General features: G+C 59.4%; 16 protein-coding genes and 1 pseudogene. 8 read left to right on the forward strand and 9 right to left on the reverse strand.

Annotation, left to right across the window (positions count from 1 at the left end):
• The 3 genes and pseudogenes from ACP5EL_RS05445 to ACP5EL_RS05455 all read left to right on the forward strand — a co-directional run.
• A pseudogene (locus ACP5EL_RS05445) lies at positions 1–320 on the forward strand (tryptophan--tRNA ligase); the annotation flags it as partial.
• 283 nt (positions 321–603) lie between these two features.
• Positions 604–1,431, forward strand: a complete 828-nt coding sequence (locus ACP5EL_RS05450; protein ID WP_428401473.1) for a hypothetical protein — start codon at positions 604–606, stop codon at positions 1,429–1,431.
• Positions 1,432–1,580: 149 nt separating this feature from the next.
• Complete coding sequence (locus tag ACP5EL_RS05455; protein ID WP_428401474.1) at positions 1,581–2,003, forward strand: hypothetical protein; 423 nt, start codon at positions 1,581–1,583, stop codon at positions 2,001–2,003.
• Positions 2,004–2,010: 7 nt separating this feature from the next.
• Here the strand turns inward: ACP5EL_RS05455 and moaC are convergent, their stop codons facing one another.
• The 5 genes from moaC to pstC (ACP5EL_RS05480) form a co-directional block, all read right to left on the reverse strand.
• Positions 2,011–2,487 (reverse strand): cyclic pyranopterin monophosphate synthase MoaC, encoded by a 477-nt coding sequence (gene moaC / locus ACP5EL_RS05460; protein ID WP_428401475.1) that lies wholly within the window; start codon positions 2,485–2,487, stop codon positions 2,011–2,013.
• A gap of 41 nt (positions 2,488–2,528) precedes the next feature.
• Entirely contained in the window at positions 2,529–3,923 is a 1,395-nt protein-coding gene (locus ACP5EL_RS05465; RefSeq protein WP_428401476.1) for an NAD(P)H-hydrate dehydratase, read from the reverse strand.
• A gap of 48 nt (positions 3,924–3,971) precedes the next feature.
• Complete coding sequence (gene pstA, locus ACP5EL_RS05470) at positions 3,972–5,246, reverse strand: phosphate ABC transporter permease PstA (RefSeq protein WP_428401477.1); 1,275 nt, start codon at positions 5,244–5,246, stop codon at positions 3,972–3,974.
• Between the two features lies 1 nt (position 5,247).
• The gene (gene pstC, locus ACP5EL_RS05475) at positions 5,248–6,171 is read right to left on the reverse strand and encodes a phosphate ABC transporter permease subunit PstC (protein ID WP_428401478.1); all 924 of its coding nucleotides are present in this window, start codon (positions 6,169–6,171) and stop codon (positions 5,248–5,250) included.
• A 137-nt stretch (positions 6,172–6,308) separates the two neighbouring features.
• Entirely contained in the window at positions 6,309–7,244 is a 936-nt protein-coding gene (pstC, locus tag ACP5EL_RS05480; protein ID WP_428401479.1) for a phosphate ABC transporter permease subunit PstC, read from the reverse strand.
• Between the two features lie 412 nt (positions 7,245–7,656).
• Here pstC (ACP5EL_RS05480) and ACP5EL_RS05485 point away from each other — a divergent pair, with 412 nt between their 5' ends.
• Together ACP5EL_RS05485 and ACP5EL_RS05490 are read left to right on the forward strand one after the other, a co-directional pair.
• Positions 7,657–8,832: an alkaline phosphatase gene (locus ACP5EL_RS05485; RefSeq protein ID WP_428401480.1), complete on the forward strand. Its 1,176-nt coding sequence runs from the start codon at positions 7,657–7,659 to the stop codon at positions 8,830–8,832.
• Positions 8,833–9,019: 187 nt separating this feature from the next.
• Positions 9,020–9,283 carry an Lrp/AsnC ligand binding domain-containing protein gene (locus ACP5EL_RS05490; protein ID WP_428401481.1) on the forward strand — a complete coding sequence of 88 codons (264 nt, stop codon included), beginning with the start codon at positions 9,020–9,022 and terminating at the stop codon, positions 9,281–9,283.
• Positions 9,284–9,327: 44 nt separating this feature from the next.
• On the opposite strand, the gene ACP5EL_RS05495 is transcribed toward ACP5EL_RS05490, so the two are convergent.
• The 4 genes from ACP5EL_RS05495 to ACP5EL_RS05510 all read right to left on the reverse strand — a co-directional run bounded on the left by ACP5EL_RS05495 (position 9,328) and on the right by ACP5EL_RS05510 (position 12,485).
• Entirely contained in the window at positions 9,328–10,179 is an 852-nt protein-coding gene (locus tag ACP5EL_RS05495; RefSeq protein WP_428401482.1) for a phosphate ABC transporter substrate-binding protein, read from the reverse strand.
• Positions 10,180–10,421: 242 nt separating this feature from the next.
• Positions 10,422–11,249: a phosphate ABC transporter substrate-binding protein gene (locus tag ACP5EL_RS05500; protein WP_428401483.1), complete on the reverse strand. Its 828-nt coding sequence runs from the start codon at positions 11,247–11,249 to the stop codon at positions 10,422–10,424.
• Positions 11,250–11,672: 423 nt separating this feature from the next.
• The gene (locus ACP5EL_RS05505) at positions 11,673–11,942 is read right to left on the reverse strand and encodes a hypothetical protein (protein ID WP_428401484.1); all 270 of its coding nucleotides are present in this window, start codon (positions 11,940–11,942) and stop codon (positions 11,673–11,675) included.
• A 75-nt stretch (positions 11,943–12,017) separates the two neighbouring features.
• Positions 12,018–12,485, reverse strand: a complete 468-nt coding sequence (locus ACP5EL_RS05510) for a TIGR00725 family protein (protein WP_428401485.1) — start codon at positions 12,483–12,485, stop codon at positions 12,018–12,020.
• A gap of 51 nt (positions 12,486–12,536) precedes the next feature.
• On the opposite strand from ACP5EL_RS05510, the gene ACP5EL_RS05515 reads away from it, so the two are divergent.
• The 3 genes from ACP5EL_RS05515 to ACP5EL_RS05525 all read left to right on the forward strand — a co-directional run.
• On the forward strand, positions 12,537–15,515 hold the full coding sequence (locus tag ACP5EL_RS05515; RefSeq protein WP_428401486.1) for a DEAD/DEAH box helicase: 2,979 nt from the start codon (positions 12,537–12,539) through the stop codon (positions 15,513–15,515).
• Between the two features lie 287 nt (positions 15,516–15,802).
• Entirely contained in the window at positions 15,803–16,342 is a 540-nt protein-coding gene (locus ACP5EL_RS05520) for a hypothetical protein (protein ID WP_428401487.1), read from the forward strand.
• Positions 16,343–16,445: 103 nt separating this feature from the next.
• Positions 16,446–16,668 (forward strand): HisA/HisF-related TIM barrel protein (locus ACP5EL_RS05525; RefSeq protein ID WP_428401488.1); only part of this gene is annotated, 223 nt, incomplete at its 3' end.

Consider the following 16,668-nt stretch of genomic DNA (forward strand, 5'->3'; position numbering starts at 1 on the left):
GCCACATCGCCCTCACCGAGGACCCCGAGGAGGCGAAAAAGAAGGTGATGAGGGCAGTGACCGGCGGAAGGCAGAGCCTGGCCGAGCAGAAGAAGCTCGGTGGCGAGCCCGATAAGTGCACCGTCTACGAGCTGATGCTCTTCCACCTCTCTGAGGACGAGGCTGAGCTTCAGGAGATCTTCGATGGATGCAGGAGCGGCGAGAGGGTCTGCGGGACCTGCAAGAAGGAGGCTGCCGAGAGGATCAGCCAGTTTCTGACCGAGCACCAGCGGGAGAGGGAGGCCGCCAGGGAGAGGCTTTCCGAGTACGGCCTGGGGTAGGGCGGCGATCTCGCCCATCCAACTATTTTTCAGCAGGGTCGAAATCGATCTCCGTCGGCTCGATGAAGGGCCGATCGAATTATCTGACGGCGTTTTTAAATGGGGGAGGTCGTCAGCGCGTTCGAGAAACATAAAGAAAAAGATTTTATTTGTGGAGGTGACATATACTTAATTAATTTGGATATATCCGATCTGGATGTACCGGTTTAAACAAGGTTGATGGCCGCAATTCTATTGTTTACAATAGGATATTTGAGAGCGAAAGATAAGGAGGTCGTGGGATATGAAGAAGATCGGACTTATGGGAAAAGGGAAGGAAATAGCGTCGTCGGACGGCGATGGATGCAAATCCGTAAAATGGGTACTGGGATCAATTTTAGTGCTCTTCACTCTGATCTTGGCCGCGATCCTGGTTAAAGGTCTGGTCCTCCTCCCCGCTGGAAATGCACAACCGTCAGACAGCATGCCGGCTGAGAGCAGCGTCTGGGCCGCCATCATCATTTTGGCGATCGTCTTTCTGCTCCTCCTTTATATGGGGTGTTCTGTCGACGGGTCCTTGGATCAGGGAGAGATGAGACGGGCCATAGCAGGCACCTTTGTCTTGGGATTCACGATGCTGATCTTCTTCCTGGCTCGCTTTGAGGTGAAAAATGATGATATCATCACCTCGTACCTCCAGATGGTGGGCGTGATCATAGGGTTTTACTTCGGCGCCAAGACCGCCCTGGCGGGGTCCAGCTCAGAAAAATCTCCGGTGGACGATGCCATGGACTTCGCCGATGAGGCAAAGATAGACGCCGAACATGCCACGAGTTATGCTGAAATGGCCGAGGCAAAGGCAAAATCGGCAAAAAGCAAGGAAGATGATGGCGCGAAAGAGGCGAGGGTCCTTCTGGACAACGCCAAAACATGGGTAGAAAAAGCGAAAGATGCCGCCGATAACGCATCTAAAGCTGCCAAAAAGGCAGAAGACTCCAAAAGAGCGAGGGATGCTGCTGAAAAAGCCAAGAACCTGGCCTCAGGGGCGGAAGAAAGCTACAAAAACGCTGAGACTGCTTATGGGAATATTGGGGGAGGAACGGAGGAGGAAGGCCAGCCTCCTGCAACCTGACCTTGAGGGGCAGATTTGGCCCCTCACCCACCACGAAGGGAACTTCCGATCTCGCCAGATCCGCAGGGCCATCTATCCTCGACCCCGTCAACATGGTCGCTCTGGAAATGAATTTTAAATTATTTATTAAATATGGGTGGGCCTATTTGGTGACCAAAAGATTGCAGAAGATCCGGACCGAGGTCGAAGCCCGTTTTATCAATTTAGCTGTTGTTTTGTACAATTTTATGGATAAAATAGATCTCGTCTTATCTATATTCTTTCCCATCTCCGCATTTTTAGGGCTGTTCTTCCTCCACCTGGAATCGCGGTGGGACGGCCTGGTATATTTATATTTAATTATATTCATATTTTCGGGCGTGGCAGTAAATAGGTTATTTTCCCTGGGAGATATGGGATCAGCTTCCAAAACCTGGAGCCTGACCGTCGGATTCTACCTGGTTACTATTTTGGCGTTCCTCACCTTCGTCCGCGAAGTCCAGAGCAGGGGATATCTCTGCACCGGAGCCGTCTTTGCGGGATTTGCCCTGACGGCTGTCATCGCTCTATTGGCGCTCGAAAATAGGTCTTGATCTCAGCTCAGACTTCGTCCTTCCTCTTATCCACCACCCGGATCTCCTCGATCGCGGTCAAGGGGTAGTTTCCGGTCTCGTCCTTTTCCCGGGACTTGACCATATCCCAGACGTTGAGGAGGGCCGCCGAGACCCCGGCCAGGGCCTCCATCTCGACGCCGGTCCTGCTGACGGAGGTGACGACAACCGTCGCCCTGATCTGGTCGGGCAGAAGCTCGAAGGCCACCTCGACCCCGGTGATGGGGATCGGGTGGCACATGGGTATCTGTCTCGGCGTCTCCTTCACCGCCTGGATCGCCGCCACCCTGGCCACGGTGAGGACATCACCCTTCTCCACCTCGCCCTTCCCGATAGCCTCAATAGTCGTCTCTTTGAGACGGATGACGGCCGAGGCGACGGCCCTCCGCCCAAGGGGGGGCTTATCGGTGATCTCCACCATCCCCCCCCGATCTTCCCGACGATCTGGATCTAGGTCCGACTTCACAGTATCACATCACAGCCTCTTGACCCTGTGACCTCGTGGCCTCACTGCCACATGGCCCGAGGTATATTCTCGATGACGTCGGTGGCCAGGAGGGAGTAGCCCCTCTCCTCGAAGGCGAGGTCGCCGGCGGTCCCATTGACGAAGGCCGCGGCGACGGCGGCCCTCAGCGGCGGCGCCTTGGAGTAGAAGGCCCCGGCGATCCCCGCCAGGACGTCCCCGGTCCCGCCGACGGTCATCCCGGCGTTCCCGGTGGCGTTGCCTCGAACGACCTCGCCGTCGGTGATCAGGTCGACCTTCCCCTTGAGGAGGATGGTGAGTGCCATGTCCCTGGCAAAGCTCATCAATGTCTCCTTCTGGACCCGGCCCGGCGGCACCTTGATGGAGCTGACCCTCCGAAACTCGCTCTCGTGGGGGGTTATGATCCCTTTGAGAGGGATTCCGGGGAGGAGGGCGTCGGCGTCCATCACCACCCTCTCGCATTTGGGGACGATCTTCGCCAGGGCCTCCCTCGTCTCAGGGTGGCGGCCCAGGCCCATTCCGACGACGACGACGTCGTGGCGGGGTATCAGGTCGCCGAGAAGGTCCAGGTCGTTGGGACAGAGGTGGTCGCAGGAGAGGGGCCTGACGATCAGGTTCGGGGAGAACCCGGCGATCGTCCCAGCGACGTTGGCTGGGGCAGCGACGGTGACCAGGTCCGCTCCGGCCCGGAGGGCGGCCATCGCCGATAGGGCGGGAGCGCCGCTGTAAGGACCGCCCCCGATAACGAGAACCCTGCCGTTCTGGCCCTTGTGGCTGGCGGAGGCCCGGCCAGCCACCAGGGCGAGATCGCCGGGGCCAGCCAGAAACTCGGCGGCGGGCGGTATTCCGATCCCCGCCACCACCACCTCTCCGAGGGTGTCGTCTTTGGGCCTGTGAAAGGTGACGGTGACCTCGGGATCGACGACCTTATCGGTCCCCAGGCCGCTGGGGACGTCCACCGAGATGACTCTCCTCTTCGAGGAGTTGATGGCGTCGATCGCCTCAGCCTCGAGGCCCCGGACTCTTCCGCGGACGCCGGTCCCGAAGACGGCGTCCAGGATCAGGTCGTAGCTGGAGAGGGAGTCCAGGTCCCCCGGATCTCGGACCTCTCGGAGGTCGAGGTTGAGCCGCTCCAGGATCTCCCAGTTTTGCCTCGCCTCTTCGGTGGAGATCTCTTTTGATCTGCCGAGAAGAAAGACCGTCACCTCGAAGTCTGCGAGGTGGCGGGCGGCGACGAAGGCGTCACCGCCGTTGTTGCCGCGACCTGCGACAACGGCTATCTTCCTTCCTCGGGCCCTCTTTCGCGCCTCCTGGGCGAGGGCCGCCCCAGCGTTCTCCATCAGCTGGAGGGGGATCAGGCCAAAATAGGTGCAGTTTGCGTCGACGGCTCTCATCTCGTCGGGAGAGATCGGTCTCATGCAGAGCAGATGGATCGCTGAAATGATAAAAGTTGTGGGATGTGCTCCTCACCAGGATATCTTCTTTCGGTAGTGGTTTCGCACCAGGATCGCCACCATGTTGATGGAGAGGACCAAGGCCAGAAGGACCAGGGCCGTTCCCCAGGCCTTCTGCTCCACGTCCCAGGCTCCGAGGAAGTATATCAGGTTGAGGAGATGATAGCAGAGGTTGTTGACGGGCTGGGAGACGTCGGGGACGACGCCGTAGAACATGTGGACGGGGGTGGCGGAGAAGGTGACGGCGGTCCACATGATGGGGGCGGTCTCTCCGGCGGCTCGAGCGACGCCGATGATCAGCCCCGTGAGGACTCCGGGAAGGGCCGATGGGATCACCACCTTCCGGATGGTCTGCCACCTGGTGGCGCCGAGGGCGACGCTCCCCTCCCGCAGAGAGTTGGGAACGCTCTTCAAGGCCTCCTGGCTGGTGAGGATTATAGTGGGCAGGTTCATCAGCCCCAGTATTATCGATCCCGCGAGGAGAGATAGGCCGAAGGTCGCCACCAGGAAGGCGAGGCCAAAGAGGCCGTAGACGACAGAGGGCACGCCGTTGAGACAGCCTACAGCTATGGTGACGATCCGCTTCAGCCCCGAGTGCTTCGAGTACTCGTTGAGATAGATGGCGGCTCCGATCCCCAGGGGCGCCGATATCAGCATCGCTCCCATCACCAGCCAGAACGTCCCCTCGATGCAGGTGCTGATCCCCCCCTCCTGGCCGAGCCGGAGGTGGGGCTGGGTCAGAAACTCCCAGCTTATGGCTCCGATCCCCCGAAAGAGGATCACAGAGATGATCCCTCCCAAAAGCAGGAGAGTGAAGACCGCCGAGAGCCTGACCATGGAGAAGACCAGAACCTCTCGGCCCCGGGTGCTGTAGCCGTAGAGGAGGTTGATCGAGTCCTTTATCGCGAGGAAGCTTCCGAGGAGGATCAGAAAAGGGAGGACGAGATCGTAGGTGAAGACGCCGCTCAGCCCCAGAATCTGAAGCTCCAGGCCGGGCTGGACCCGGCCCGAGAAGACGAGGAGAAATACGGTGAGGAGATAGAGCAGATCTGCGGCCAAGGGCAGAAGCCTCTCCCCCGTCCAGACGACGGGCCTCTGGTCAGAGGTCACCCGGCGCAGGGAGAGGGCGGAGGCCGATATGAGGAGTAGACAGACCAGCACTCCGGCCTCCCAGAAAGGGACCAGGGGAATTTCTTCCGACTGGATTATCAGGTAGTAGAGAGAGGAGGTCAGCAAAAAGAGGGCGATGACGATCGACGCCAGGGGTGCCGGCTTGATCTTCTTCATATCAGTATCCTCCGAACTTCTTCTGGATCGCAGCCCTGACTAGGTCAGCCGATACGTTGAGGACGGTGACGATCACCAAGAGGACGAACCCTACGGCGAAGAGGGCGTGGTAGTGGATCGATCCGTGGGCCACCTCGCCCATCTCCCCGGCGATGACCGAGGTGAAGATCGCTCCCCGGTCGAAGGGGTCGAAGAAGGGGGTCGGCAGCCGTGCGACGTTCCCCACCACCAGAAGAGCGGCCATCGTCTCTCCGATGATCCTGCCCACGTTCAGGATCACGGCGGCGATGATCCCCGACGAGGCAGCCGGAAGGGTGACCCTTCTCACCGTCTGCCAGTGGGTGGCGCCGAGGGCGAAAGAGCCCTCCTTGAACTCCTTGGGAACCGCCCGCAGGGCGTCCTCGCAGATCGTGGTCAGGGCGGGGATGAACATGATCCCCAGGAGGATCGATCCCGCCAGAATCGACCTTCCTGTCAGCATCTCAAAGCTCCTCTCCAGATAGACCACCAGGACCAGAACGCCGAGAAAGCCGTAGACGATGGAAGGAACCCCTGCCAAGAGCTCGATGGCGGGCTTCAATAGCTCCCGTGACCAGGGACCCGCCAGCTCGGAGAGGTATATGGCCAGGGGCACCCCCACCAGGATGTTTATGAACAGGGCGATTAAGGTGATGAGGACCGAGCCGACGATGATCGGCATCATGCCGAAGATATCTCCTGCAGGATGCCACTTCTCTCCGAAGAGCATATCGAGGGGCCCCACCTCCCTGAAGGCGAGAAAGCTCTCGTAGGTGAGGAAGTAAAAGATCAGGACCATCACCAGTATGGACGTGATGGCGGCGAAGAAGAGGGCCGCCTCTACAAAGCCGTCGCCGTATCTGCGAGATCGGCTGGCTTTGCGTCTCTCTGGAGGATCCGTATCCATGCTATCTCACTGAGCGTTCGTTCATCGCTTAAAGCACTTATCTATATTCTCTATATAGGGTGGGTACCGCTATATATCTTGCATATAGCCGATGGCGGTCAGACGGACTTAGTGAAGATCGCTTGGGCGGGCGGTGGTCAGTACCCTCCGAACTTCTTCTTGATCGCGGCCCTGATGAAGTCCGCCGAGATGTTGAGGAAGGTCACGATCATCAAGAGGACGAACCCCACAGCGAAGAGGGAGTGATAGTGGATCGATCCGTGGGGGACCTCCCCCATCTCTCCTGCAATGACCGAGGTGAAGATGGCGCTCGGATCGAAGATGTCGAAGATCGGCGACGGTAGCCGTGCGACGTTCCCCACCACCAGTAGGGCGGCCATCGTCTCCCCGATTATGTTTCCGACGTTGAGAACGACGGCGGCGATGATCCCCGAGGAGGCGGCGGGAAGGGTGACCCCTCTCACCGTCTGCCAGCGGGTGGCTCCGAGGGCGAGGGAGCCCTCCTTGAACTCCTTGGGAACCGCCCGCAGGGCGTCCTCGCAGATCGTGGTCAGGGCGGGGATGAACATGATCCCCAGGAGGATCGATCCCGCCAGAATCGACCTTCCTGTCAGCATCTCAAAGCTCCTCTCCAGATAGACCACCAGGACCAGAACGCCGAGAAAGCCGTAGACGATGGAGGGGACCCCGGCCAGAAGCTCGATGGCGGGCTTCAAGAGGGAACGGCTCCGGGGTCCGGCCAGCTCCGCCAGGTAGATGGCCAGGGGAACTCCAACGAATATGTTTATGATCAGGGCCAGGAGGGTGACCATGATAGAGCCCGCGATTATGGGAGCCATGCCGAAGATGTTCCCTGCTGAGTGCCACTTCATGCCGAAGAGGAGATTGAAGGGTCCCACCTCCACGAAGGCCGCTAGGCTCTCGTGGATTAAAAAGTAGAATATGAGGACCATCACCAGGATCGACGTGATGGCGGTGAAGAAGAACGAATACTCGATCACCTTCTCTCGAATCTGGCGTTTCAGAAGGGTTCTCTTCTTCGGAGAGTCCATAAGGGTTTTCGACTTGGACATGGTATAAGCCACTTGTCCATATTTAATATATAGAGAATATTCTCGAAAATAATCTATATAGATATCTCTCGGACGAACGATCGGTCGCCAGATTTCTGAATAGATTTCAAGGTCGACGAGAGATGGGCGTATCATCTGAAGCCGTCGCCCCCGATCTATATAGAAAACGGTCAGAATATGAAATAAGCTGCCCTATTTATTATATTTGTGCAATACTTACATAAATCCGTCGTCTTCTGTCGGCCGTGGCGTTGGTGCGATCTTCTCGAAGATGAGAAAGACCGGCGCAGAAAAGCTCGCCACGTGATCTGACCAAAGAGGTATCGGAATGAGACGGATGCATTTAGACCGATGGGTTTTGGCCATATTGTTAGTTTCGGCTTCGCTTCCCCTGACGGCCGGAGGAGTCGATATGGAAGACGGCGCAGAAGACGGAGCAAAGAGCGTGATCTTCCTGATCGGTGACGGCATGGGATACGCTCAGGTGACCGCCGCGAGGTGGGAGAAGGCTGGAGGTGACCTGCCCGATTACCAGCCCACCCTGAACAGCTACCAGAATACCAGGCTCTACATGGACGAGATGGAGTACGCAGGACACATGTCCACCCACTCCCTGAACAGCTGGATCACCGACTCCGCAGCAGCGGTGACCGCCCTTGCCACTGGCGAGAAGACCTATAACGGGGTGATCAGCGTTGCGAACGTCAGCGATCGCGGCGAAGTGATGGGGCGCGAGAAAGCCACCGCATACGCCTTACCACTTAAGACCATCCTGGAGATGGCCGAGGAGGCCGGAAAGGCCACCGGTGTCGTCACCACCACCAGGATCACCCACGCCACCCCCGCCGGTTATTACGCCCACTCCGCCGATCGGGACTGGGAGAACGAGATCGCCGAGCAGTGCATCGAGAGCGATATGGAGGTCTCCATGGGTGGCGGCGCGAGCAAGTTCTCCTTCGAGAACCGCAGCCTCCTGGAGGAGGCGCTATCCCTGGGATGGACCGTGGTCACAAATGAGAGCGAGCTTGATGCAGTGGACTCCGCCGCCACCGAGAGGCTTCTGGGAATCTTCGCCGGCTCCCATATGTCCTACGAGCTGGACAGAGATCCTTCTCTTGAGCCGAGCCTGGCCGAGATGACCGAGACGGCTGTGGAGATCCTCTCCAAGGACGAGGACGGATTCTTCCTGATGGTGGAGGGTGGCAGGATCGACCACGCCGCCCACGCCCGGGACTACAAGAGGTGTGTCGTTGACACCGTCGCCTTCGATGATGCCGTAAAGGTGGCCCTCGACTACGCCGCCGAAAACCCCGACACCCTGGTGGTCGTCACCGCCGATCACGAGTGTGGCGGCCTGGTCCTCAGCTCCGCGTCCAGCGAGTACACCGAGGGCTGGGCGCCGAACTTCGGCTCTGGCGCCTACCCCACCAGTGAGACCTACAGCGACCTCAAGATCCTGGAGGAGGCGTCTCATACCTCCGTAGACGTCCCCCTCTTCGCGAGCGGCCCCACTGCGATCGAGTTTTCCCGGGGACTGATCGACAACAGCGAGATATTCACCCTGCTGAAAGAGGCGATGGGGCTCTGAAGAGCTCCACCTCGACCGCCTTTTTGAGAGCTGAGGAGATTTGGAGATATGAAGGAAAAAGATGCAGAATCCGGACTCTATCGGACCTTGAGAGCGAGGGCTGCCAGGAAGATGCGGGCTGCGATGGGATTTGATGAGCCATCTTCGGGGGTCGAATTTCGGGATATCTCTCAGAGGAGTTGAGGAGATGATCGACGGCATAATTATGGTGAAGACGGTTCCGGGCAGCGAGAGGAGGATTCATCGAATCCTCAAAGGCCTTGGTGGAATAAGAAAGATGTACATACTCTTCGGGGATTTTGACCTCTTCCTGGAGGTCCGGGTGGGTGGCCTTTTGGCGCTCAACAGCCTCGTCGAGTCGATCAGGATGACCGAGGGCGTCGTCACCACCAGGACGATCCTCGCCCAGACCTTCGAGGAGCCGGGTCCTTGGGGGACGGAGGCCTGCTGAATTTGGATCGTCGAAAACGCGACCTGCAAAATTTTTTGGCTCGGCTAAGTTGATACGGGCACAAAACCCAGCTCTTCGGCTATAGCCTGGCCTTCTTCTCCGGTGACGAAGTCCAGAAACGCCCTCTCCTCGTCGTCGGGCTGGCCCAACGTGTACATGTATAGGGTTCTCGCCAGCGGGTAAGACCCGTCCTTCACCGTCTGCGCCGAAGGACTGACCCCCTCGTAGGCGATCGTCGCGAGGCCTTCGTCCCGGGCCAGGTTCAGGCCGAGATACCCTATCGCCCTGTCGCTTCCGGCTACATACTCCTCGACCTCGGCGCTGCTCTCGCGGTAGACCGCAGCTCCCGGTGTCGCCACCCTCTCGCTGAAGATCTCGCCCGTCCCCGAGCCCGAGGATCTGGATACGGCGATGATCTCTCGATCCGGGCCGCCGAGCTCCTTCCAGCTTTTCATCTCCCCGGAGTATATAGCCCTCAGCTGCTCTCGGCTCAGATCGTCGATCCCGGCCTCCCGGATGGGCGGGCTCACAACTATCGATATCGCGTCGCGAGCGATTCGATGTTCTGCCAGTTGGCCGCCCAGGTCTGGTTCGTCGACCCTTCTTGAGGCCATGGCTATGTCGGCCGTGCCGGAAGCAAGCCGTTTGAGTCCGACGTCGGTCCCGCCACCGGTGACGGTGACGATCACGTCGTTCTGCTTCTGGTTGAACTCTCCCGCACAGGCCTCGGCCAGGGGAAGAACGGTGGTGGACCCGGCCACCGAGATGGTTGAAACAGCGCCGTCGGAGGAGCCGTGGAGGACCAGCTCCTCTCCACCCATGAGGTAGAAGACCGCAGCAGAGGTGACGAATATGATCACCACTACCCAGGTCATGACCGATTCAGGCTTAGCCATCTCTTCAACACCTCTTCCAAAATAATATCAATCTTTCCCCAAGCCAATCTCCGGATTCAGCTTTGGTCATTTTGAGCCTCTTCGCATCTCTCCGGCCCAAGCCTGAGGTCATCTTGGCGATTGAGATGATCTTTCTGCCGCGATGATCGAGGAAAACAAAGAATAGAAGACGAGATGCGGACCGTAGACAGAGGGAGGCCCGGGGCCCGAAGGCCCCGGAGCGAAGTTATCTCATCTCAAGCTCAGTTTATCGATACGAAGCCGAGCTCCTCGGCGATGGCCTGACCATCCTCACCGGTCACAAACTCCAGGAAGGCGGAGGCGTCCTCGCTGGGCTCGCCGCGGGTGACCATGTAAAGCTCTCTGGCCAGGGGATAGGAGCCGTCCTTTATCGTCTCGGCGGAGGGCTCCTCGCCCTCGTAGGCGATGGCCACCAGATCTCCGTCCTGGACGTAGTTGAGGCCGAGGTAGCCGATGGCCTTGTCGCTTTTCGTTATCGCGGTCTTAACCTCGGCGTTGCTGCCGTGGTTGGTGGTGACGCCGGGGGTCTCGGCCTCAGCACTTCCCATCACCATCTCGTTGAAGGTGTCTCGAGTGCCCGAGCCGACCTCTCTTCCGAGGACGTAAATCTCCTCATCCTCGCCGCCGAGCTCCTCCCAGTTGGTGATCTCGCCGTTGTAGATGGCCATGACCTCCTCCTGGGAGAGGTCGGTGACGCCGGCGTCGTAGACTGCCGCGCTCACGGCGATGCAGACCGCGTCGTAGGTGACGGGGGTCTCTACGAACTCCTGGTCAGGGTAGGCCTCCTTCTCGGAGTCCTTCACGGGCCTTGAGGCCATGGCGACGTCGCTGATCCCCTCGGCGACGTTCTTGATGCCGACGCCGGACCCGCCGCCGGTTACGGAGACCTCGATTTCATCTTGCATGGCGTTGAACTCCTCAGCACACTGGGCGCCGAAGGGAAGGACCGTAGTCGACCCCGATACCGATAGAGCTGTAGCGCTCCCCGCGGCAACAAAAAATGCCGCGATCAGAACGCTGGCCAGTATGGATTTTGACCTGATGTTCATACGACCCCATCCCTGGCGGAATGGTGTATAAATTTATTCGCAATAAAATAAATAGATGAATTTGTGCTACCTTCACATATATAGGCAATATTTGGAAATATATTCTATATACAGAGCTGTAGGATGCGGATCTCGATCTGGATTGAAGCCATGATCTGGATGGCTATACTTATGCTAATTATAAGCCGAAAAATTTATAGAGTCGCGCGGGCATTAAATCCCGAAACTAAGATGGCAAGATTCACCACCTTAGATTGAGCAATATATTCACCGAAAAACGCAAGCTCTCTACTGGCTGGGGTCCTTCGTTATATGGGATTAGACCCTTCCTTAAAAACATAATTATAAACTAGGCTCAGCCGAGGGAAAATTGGAAAGTAGAGTCATGAAGCACAAAAAATTAGGGGACTGGGGGCGTCGGCTTCAGTGCCCGTCCTCGGGCTCGACCTCGCCCACAGCGGCCTCGGCCATATCTTTGCCTTCATCCTCGGCGTGATCGGCCATCTCCTCGGCCTCGGCCTCCATCTCCTCCATCGGGGCGGAGCCCTCCTCCTCGCCGCTCACAGCGCCCTCTTCATGCGATACCTCGGTCTCTGCACCCTCTTCTGCCTCCTCATCCTCGCTGACGCAGCCACAGGCGAAGGCCGCGACGAAGACGAGAAGCAGAGCCAAAATCCAGCTGTGCTTGAACATGGTCTGGGAGGTTGGCGGGTAAATGTTAAAAGGTTGACGATGAAAAGCTCGTCGCCCCCTACAGAGGGAGGTCCTCTAAGAACTCGACTTTTCGAATGATTCGGCCTTCGCCTTCCCCTCCGCCAGCAGCATCGCCTCCTCGGGGCTCTCGGCCTTGATCATCCCATCGACGTTCCAGTCTCCGAGGTCGATCACCAACTTATCCATCTTCAGCGCTAGAGCGATCTCAGAGAGGGTGCCGTAAATGCCGGGTAGGGCGATCACCGCGTCGGCGCTCCGCACGATGATGGCGTTCCTCCCGTGGCCCATCCCGGTGCCGATGGCGACCATGACGAAAGGGTTTGCCGTCTCCTTCTCGCCCGGAAGGATGCCGACGGTGACGCCCCCCGCCTCCTTGGCGCCCTCGGAGGCCGCCTCCATCACCCCCCCGAGCCCTCCGGTGATCAGGACGTGCCCGTGCTCTGCGATCTTCCGGCCCACCTCCCGAGCAAGGCTGCACCTGTTCTCCTCGTACTCTCCGGCTCCTACCACTGCCATCTGCACAAAAACTCCTCCACGCGAGGCTATTATTAGCCCTTGGAGAACTTATGATTTGTGACCGCCTTTTCCAGGCTGCGGCCCGAGATCAGGGGGCTTCTCGCCCGCAAGGGGATAGCCGAGCCGACGCCCCCCCAGGAGAGGGCCATCCCTCGTATTCTGGCCGGAGAGCACGTCCTCCTCATCGCCCCCACCGGGACCGGCAAGACCGAGGCCGCAGCCCTCCCCCTATTCCACAAGATCCTCCGGGAGAGATTCCGGTCCGCGTCGGGGGGGTCGGAAAAAGAGGGGAAGAGAGGCGGCGAGATGAGCGACTGCCAGGGAAGGGGTGGTGAAGAACGAGGCGGAGGGAAGAACGACGGCCAAAGTCCAGGAATCCGCGCCATCTATGTCACGCCGCTGAGGGCCCTCAATCGGGACATGCTCTCCCGCCTCCAGAAATGGGGCGATGAGCTCGGGATATCCGTCGCCGTCCGCCACGGCGACACCCCTCAGGCCGAACGGCGGGTCCAGTCCCTGCGACCTCCAGACCTCCTCATCACCACCCCGGAGACCCTCCAGGTGATGCTGACGGGAAAACGGCTCCGTGCGAACCTGCGGGCTCTAAAGACGGTCGTCATCGACGAGGTCCACGAGCTGGCTGCCTCGAAGCGCGGATCTCAGCTCTCGGTCGTCCTGGAGAGGATGGTGGAGGTGGCCGGAGAGTTTCAGAGGGTGGGCCTCTCGGCCACCGTGGGGTCGCCGGAGGTGGTGGCCGGGTTTCTGGCGGGACCTGAGAGGATGTGCAGGATAGTCTCGGTGGACGTCGAGAGGAGGGCACGGTTCAGGGTGGCTTCCCCCTCGCCGAAGGGCGGCGACTATGCCCTCGCCAAAGAGCTGGAGTGTGATCCCACCCTCGCGGCCCAGATCCGGATGATCAGAGGGCTGGTGGGGAAGGAGAGGTGCCTGGTCTTCGTCAACACCCGCCAGGCTGCCGAGGTGCTGGGGTCGAGCTTCCGCATCCTGGGGGAGAGGATCGGGGTCCACCACGGGAGCCTATCCAAAGAGGCGAGGATCGAGGCCGAGGAGGCCTTCAAGGCGGGTCGGCTCCGGGGTCTGATCTGCACATCGTCGATGGAGCTCGGCATCGACATCGGTGACGTCGATCACGTCGTCCAGTACAGCTCGCCGAGGGAGGTCTCGCGGCTGGTCCAGAGGGTGGGAAGGGCTGGCCACGGGATGGGAAGAGTCTCGTCTGGGACGATCATCGCCACCGGTCCCGATGACGTCGCCGAGGCCGCGGCGATCGCGAGGAGGGCAAACTCTCGCCAGCTGGAGGAGACGAGGCCCCACGAGAGTCCGATGGATGTCCTGGCAAACCAGCTGGTTGGCCTCGCCCTCGACTTCGGCGAGATAGCCCTATTAAGCTGCTTTGAGATAGTCGCCCGGTCCTTTCCCTTTAGAAACCTCGCCTTCGCCGAGCTTGAGGAGGCGGCCCGGGAGATAGCCGACCACTGGCTCGTATCCCTCGATGGCGGCATCCTCCGGAGGAGACGGAAGTCCTGGCAGTACTACTACCAGAATCTCTCCATGATCCCTGACGAGAAGAGGTACAGGGTCTTCGACCTCGTCGGAAGAAAGCCCGTCGGGACCCTGGACGAGGCCTTCGTCGTCAACTTCGCCGAGCCCGGTGCCATCTTCGTCTCCAGGGGCGAGATCTGGGAGATCGTGGAGATCGACGACGAGGTGGAGGAGATCAGGGTGGCACCCGTCCAGAGGGGTGGCGAGATCCCCTCCTGGTCCGGCGAGGAGATCCCCGTACCCTGGGAGGTGGCCCAGGAGGTGGGCCGTATCAGGGCCACTGTGGCCCGGCTCCTGGAGGGAGGAGACGGTCGTGGAGATGGAGCCGCGGAGGGTGACGGTGAAAGGAACGGCAACGTCGAGGCAGGTGGGGAGGAGGCTGCGGCCATCGACTTCCTGACCGGCGAATATCCTGTGAGCCCGGAGGCGGCGAGGGTCTTCGTCAAGATGATGAAGTCCCAGCTCGCAGCGCATCTGCCCGTCCCCGATCACAGGACCATCGTCGTCGAGGGGGGCGGGACCCGCCTGACGGTGAACGCCTGCCTCGGCCACCGGGCCAACGAGGCCCTGGGGAGGGTCATAACCGCTCTCCTATCGGCGAGACTCGGAACCAGCGTCGCCCTGGACGTCGATCCCTATAGGATCGGCCTGGAGACGCCGAAGACGATCATGTCCGAGGAGGTGGTCGCACTTCTCAGGGAGACTGAACCCGATTACGTCGGGCCGATCCTGGAGAAGACCCTCAAGAACACGTCGCTCTTCACCTGGAGGATGGTCCACGTCGCCCGGAAGTTCGGCGCCCTGCGGAGGGACGTGGACCGGGAGATGGTGAGCCTGAAAAGGGTTCTGGGCCTCTTCATCGACGGCCCCATCGGCCGGGAGGCGATGAGGGAGATCTTCTTCGACCGCCTCGACGTCGATCGGGCAAAAGAGGTTCTGGAGTCTGTGGGAAAAAGCGAGATCTCCATCCTGACCTCCTGCCCCAGCCCCATAGGATCAGAGGGGAGAGGGGGCGGAAGAGACGTGACCGGCCCGGAGCGGGCCGACGGAGCGGTCATCGAGCTTCTCAAAGATAGGATCATGAACGACAGGGTTATACTATTCTGCGTCAGCTGCAAAAGATGGAAGTCGCTGCGGATGGTCAAGAACGTTCCCGAAGTTCCCGAGTGCCCCATCTGCGGCTCGCGGATGGTGGCGGCCCTCAAGCCCTGGGAGGAGGAGGAGATCAAGGTCGTAAGAAAGCCCGAGGAGTCGAAGACCCCAGAGGATCGGCGGAGGACGAAACGGGTTTATCGGAACGCAAACCTCGTCCTAACCTACGGCAGGACCGCCGCTGTCGCCCTCGCCAGCCGGGGACTGGGGCCCGAGACGGCGGCGAGGCTGATGCGAAACCTCCGACGAGACGAGACCGAATTCTACAGGGATATCCTGAAGGCGGAACGGGAGTACGCCAGAACGAAGCGGTTCTGGAGATAGATTGGGCCTCTGCAAAATGTCGTCATTTGAACTCTCTGGCTTTGCTCCTGATTTCGTAGCTTCAGATTCAGATATGGTCCATCTTCCACCTACGTGATGAGCAGAGATTTAAATGAAAAATTACAGAGTATGATCTGTCCGACGAATGCGGGCTTAAGCCGGTTTCGGACGACTTGGAGAGACGAAAGATCGGAGGACAGGTTATGTATAAAATTATGGCAGCATTTTTGGGCATATGTCTACTTCTCGGTTCGGCCCCCGTATGGGCTCAGAAAGAAGCGATCGAGATGAAAGCCTTGCCCCTGGATACCAGGATCTCACCTGAAGTGGCAGCCCAGCTGAGAGAGCTTCCCGACCTGACGGTCGACTCCGCCGAGGTTCTGGCGGCTCCCTTCCCGTACGACGAGAAAGTGCTGGTGCCCCTGGAGATCACCATATCAAATCAGGGAGCCGACACCGAAGGTGAGTTCAATGTCGGGGCCTGGGGGACGGCTACAGACGGCAATGCTTATGGCTTCAGATACTTCTCCCCCGGCGAGGAGGTGATGCCAGACCCCAGGGGAGGCGTCCTCTGCAAAGGCCTGGCAGCCGGCGAGGTCAAAACCTATCAGGGGTTCCTATTCCTTGGACCAAGCCCCATCAATGAGCCCCTGAACCCAGGCACCAAGTACGAGATCCACGCCATGGTGGACTACAACCTCGATCCGGACGCCTCCTACTACGACTGGGGTGTCGCTGAGAAGGACGAGACGAACAACGAGCTGGTGATAACCTACCCCCAGCTTCTGACCGCCGTCGCCGTCTTGGACCTCAAAAAGCTGAGCTGAGGGCCAGGACCAACTATTTTTGAGTTTTTCTTCTTCTGACATCTCCACGAACGTCGCCGACGCATCTCAAAGTTATATAAGGCTGAAAAACATCGGCTCCTGCATGAGTTTTGATCTCTTCCCCGCCGTCGACCTTCGTGGCGGAAGATGCGTCCAGCTCGTCGGGGGTGTGCCCGGCACCGAGGTGGTCAGCCTCGACGACCCCCTGGACCAGGCGGTCCGATGGGCCGAGATGGGCTCCTCAAACTTGCACATCATCGACCTGGACGGTGCGATCCAGGGCGTCCGGATCAACGGCCCCATCCTCCAGGAGATCGTCGAGACCC

It is taken from the genome of Methanocrinis sp., assembly GCF_049974945.1.
Classification (GTDB): domain Archaea; phylum Halobacteriota; class Methanosarcinia; order Methanotrichales; family Methanotrichaceae; genus Methanocrinis.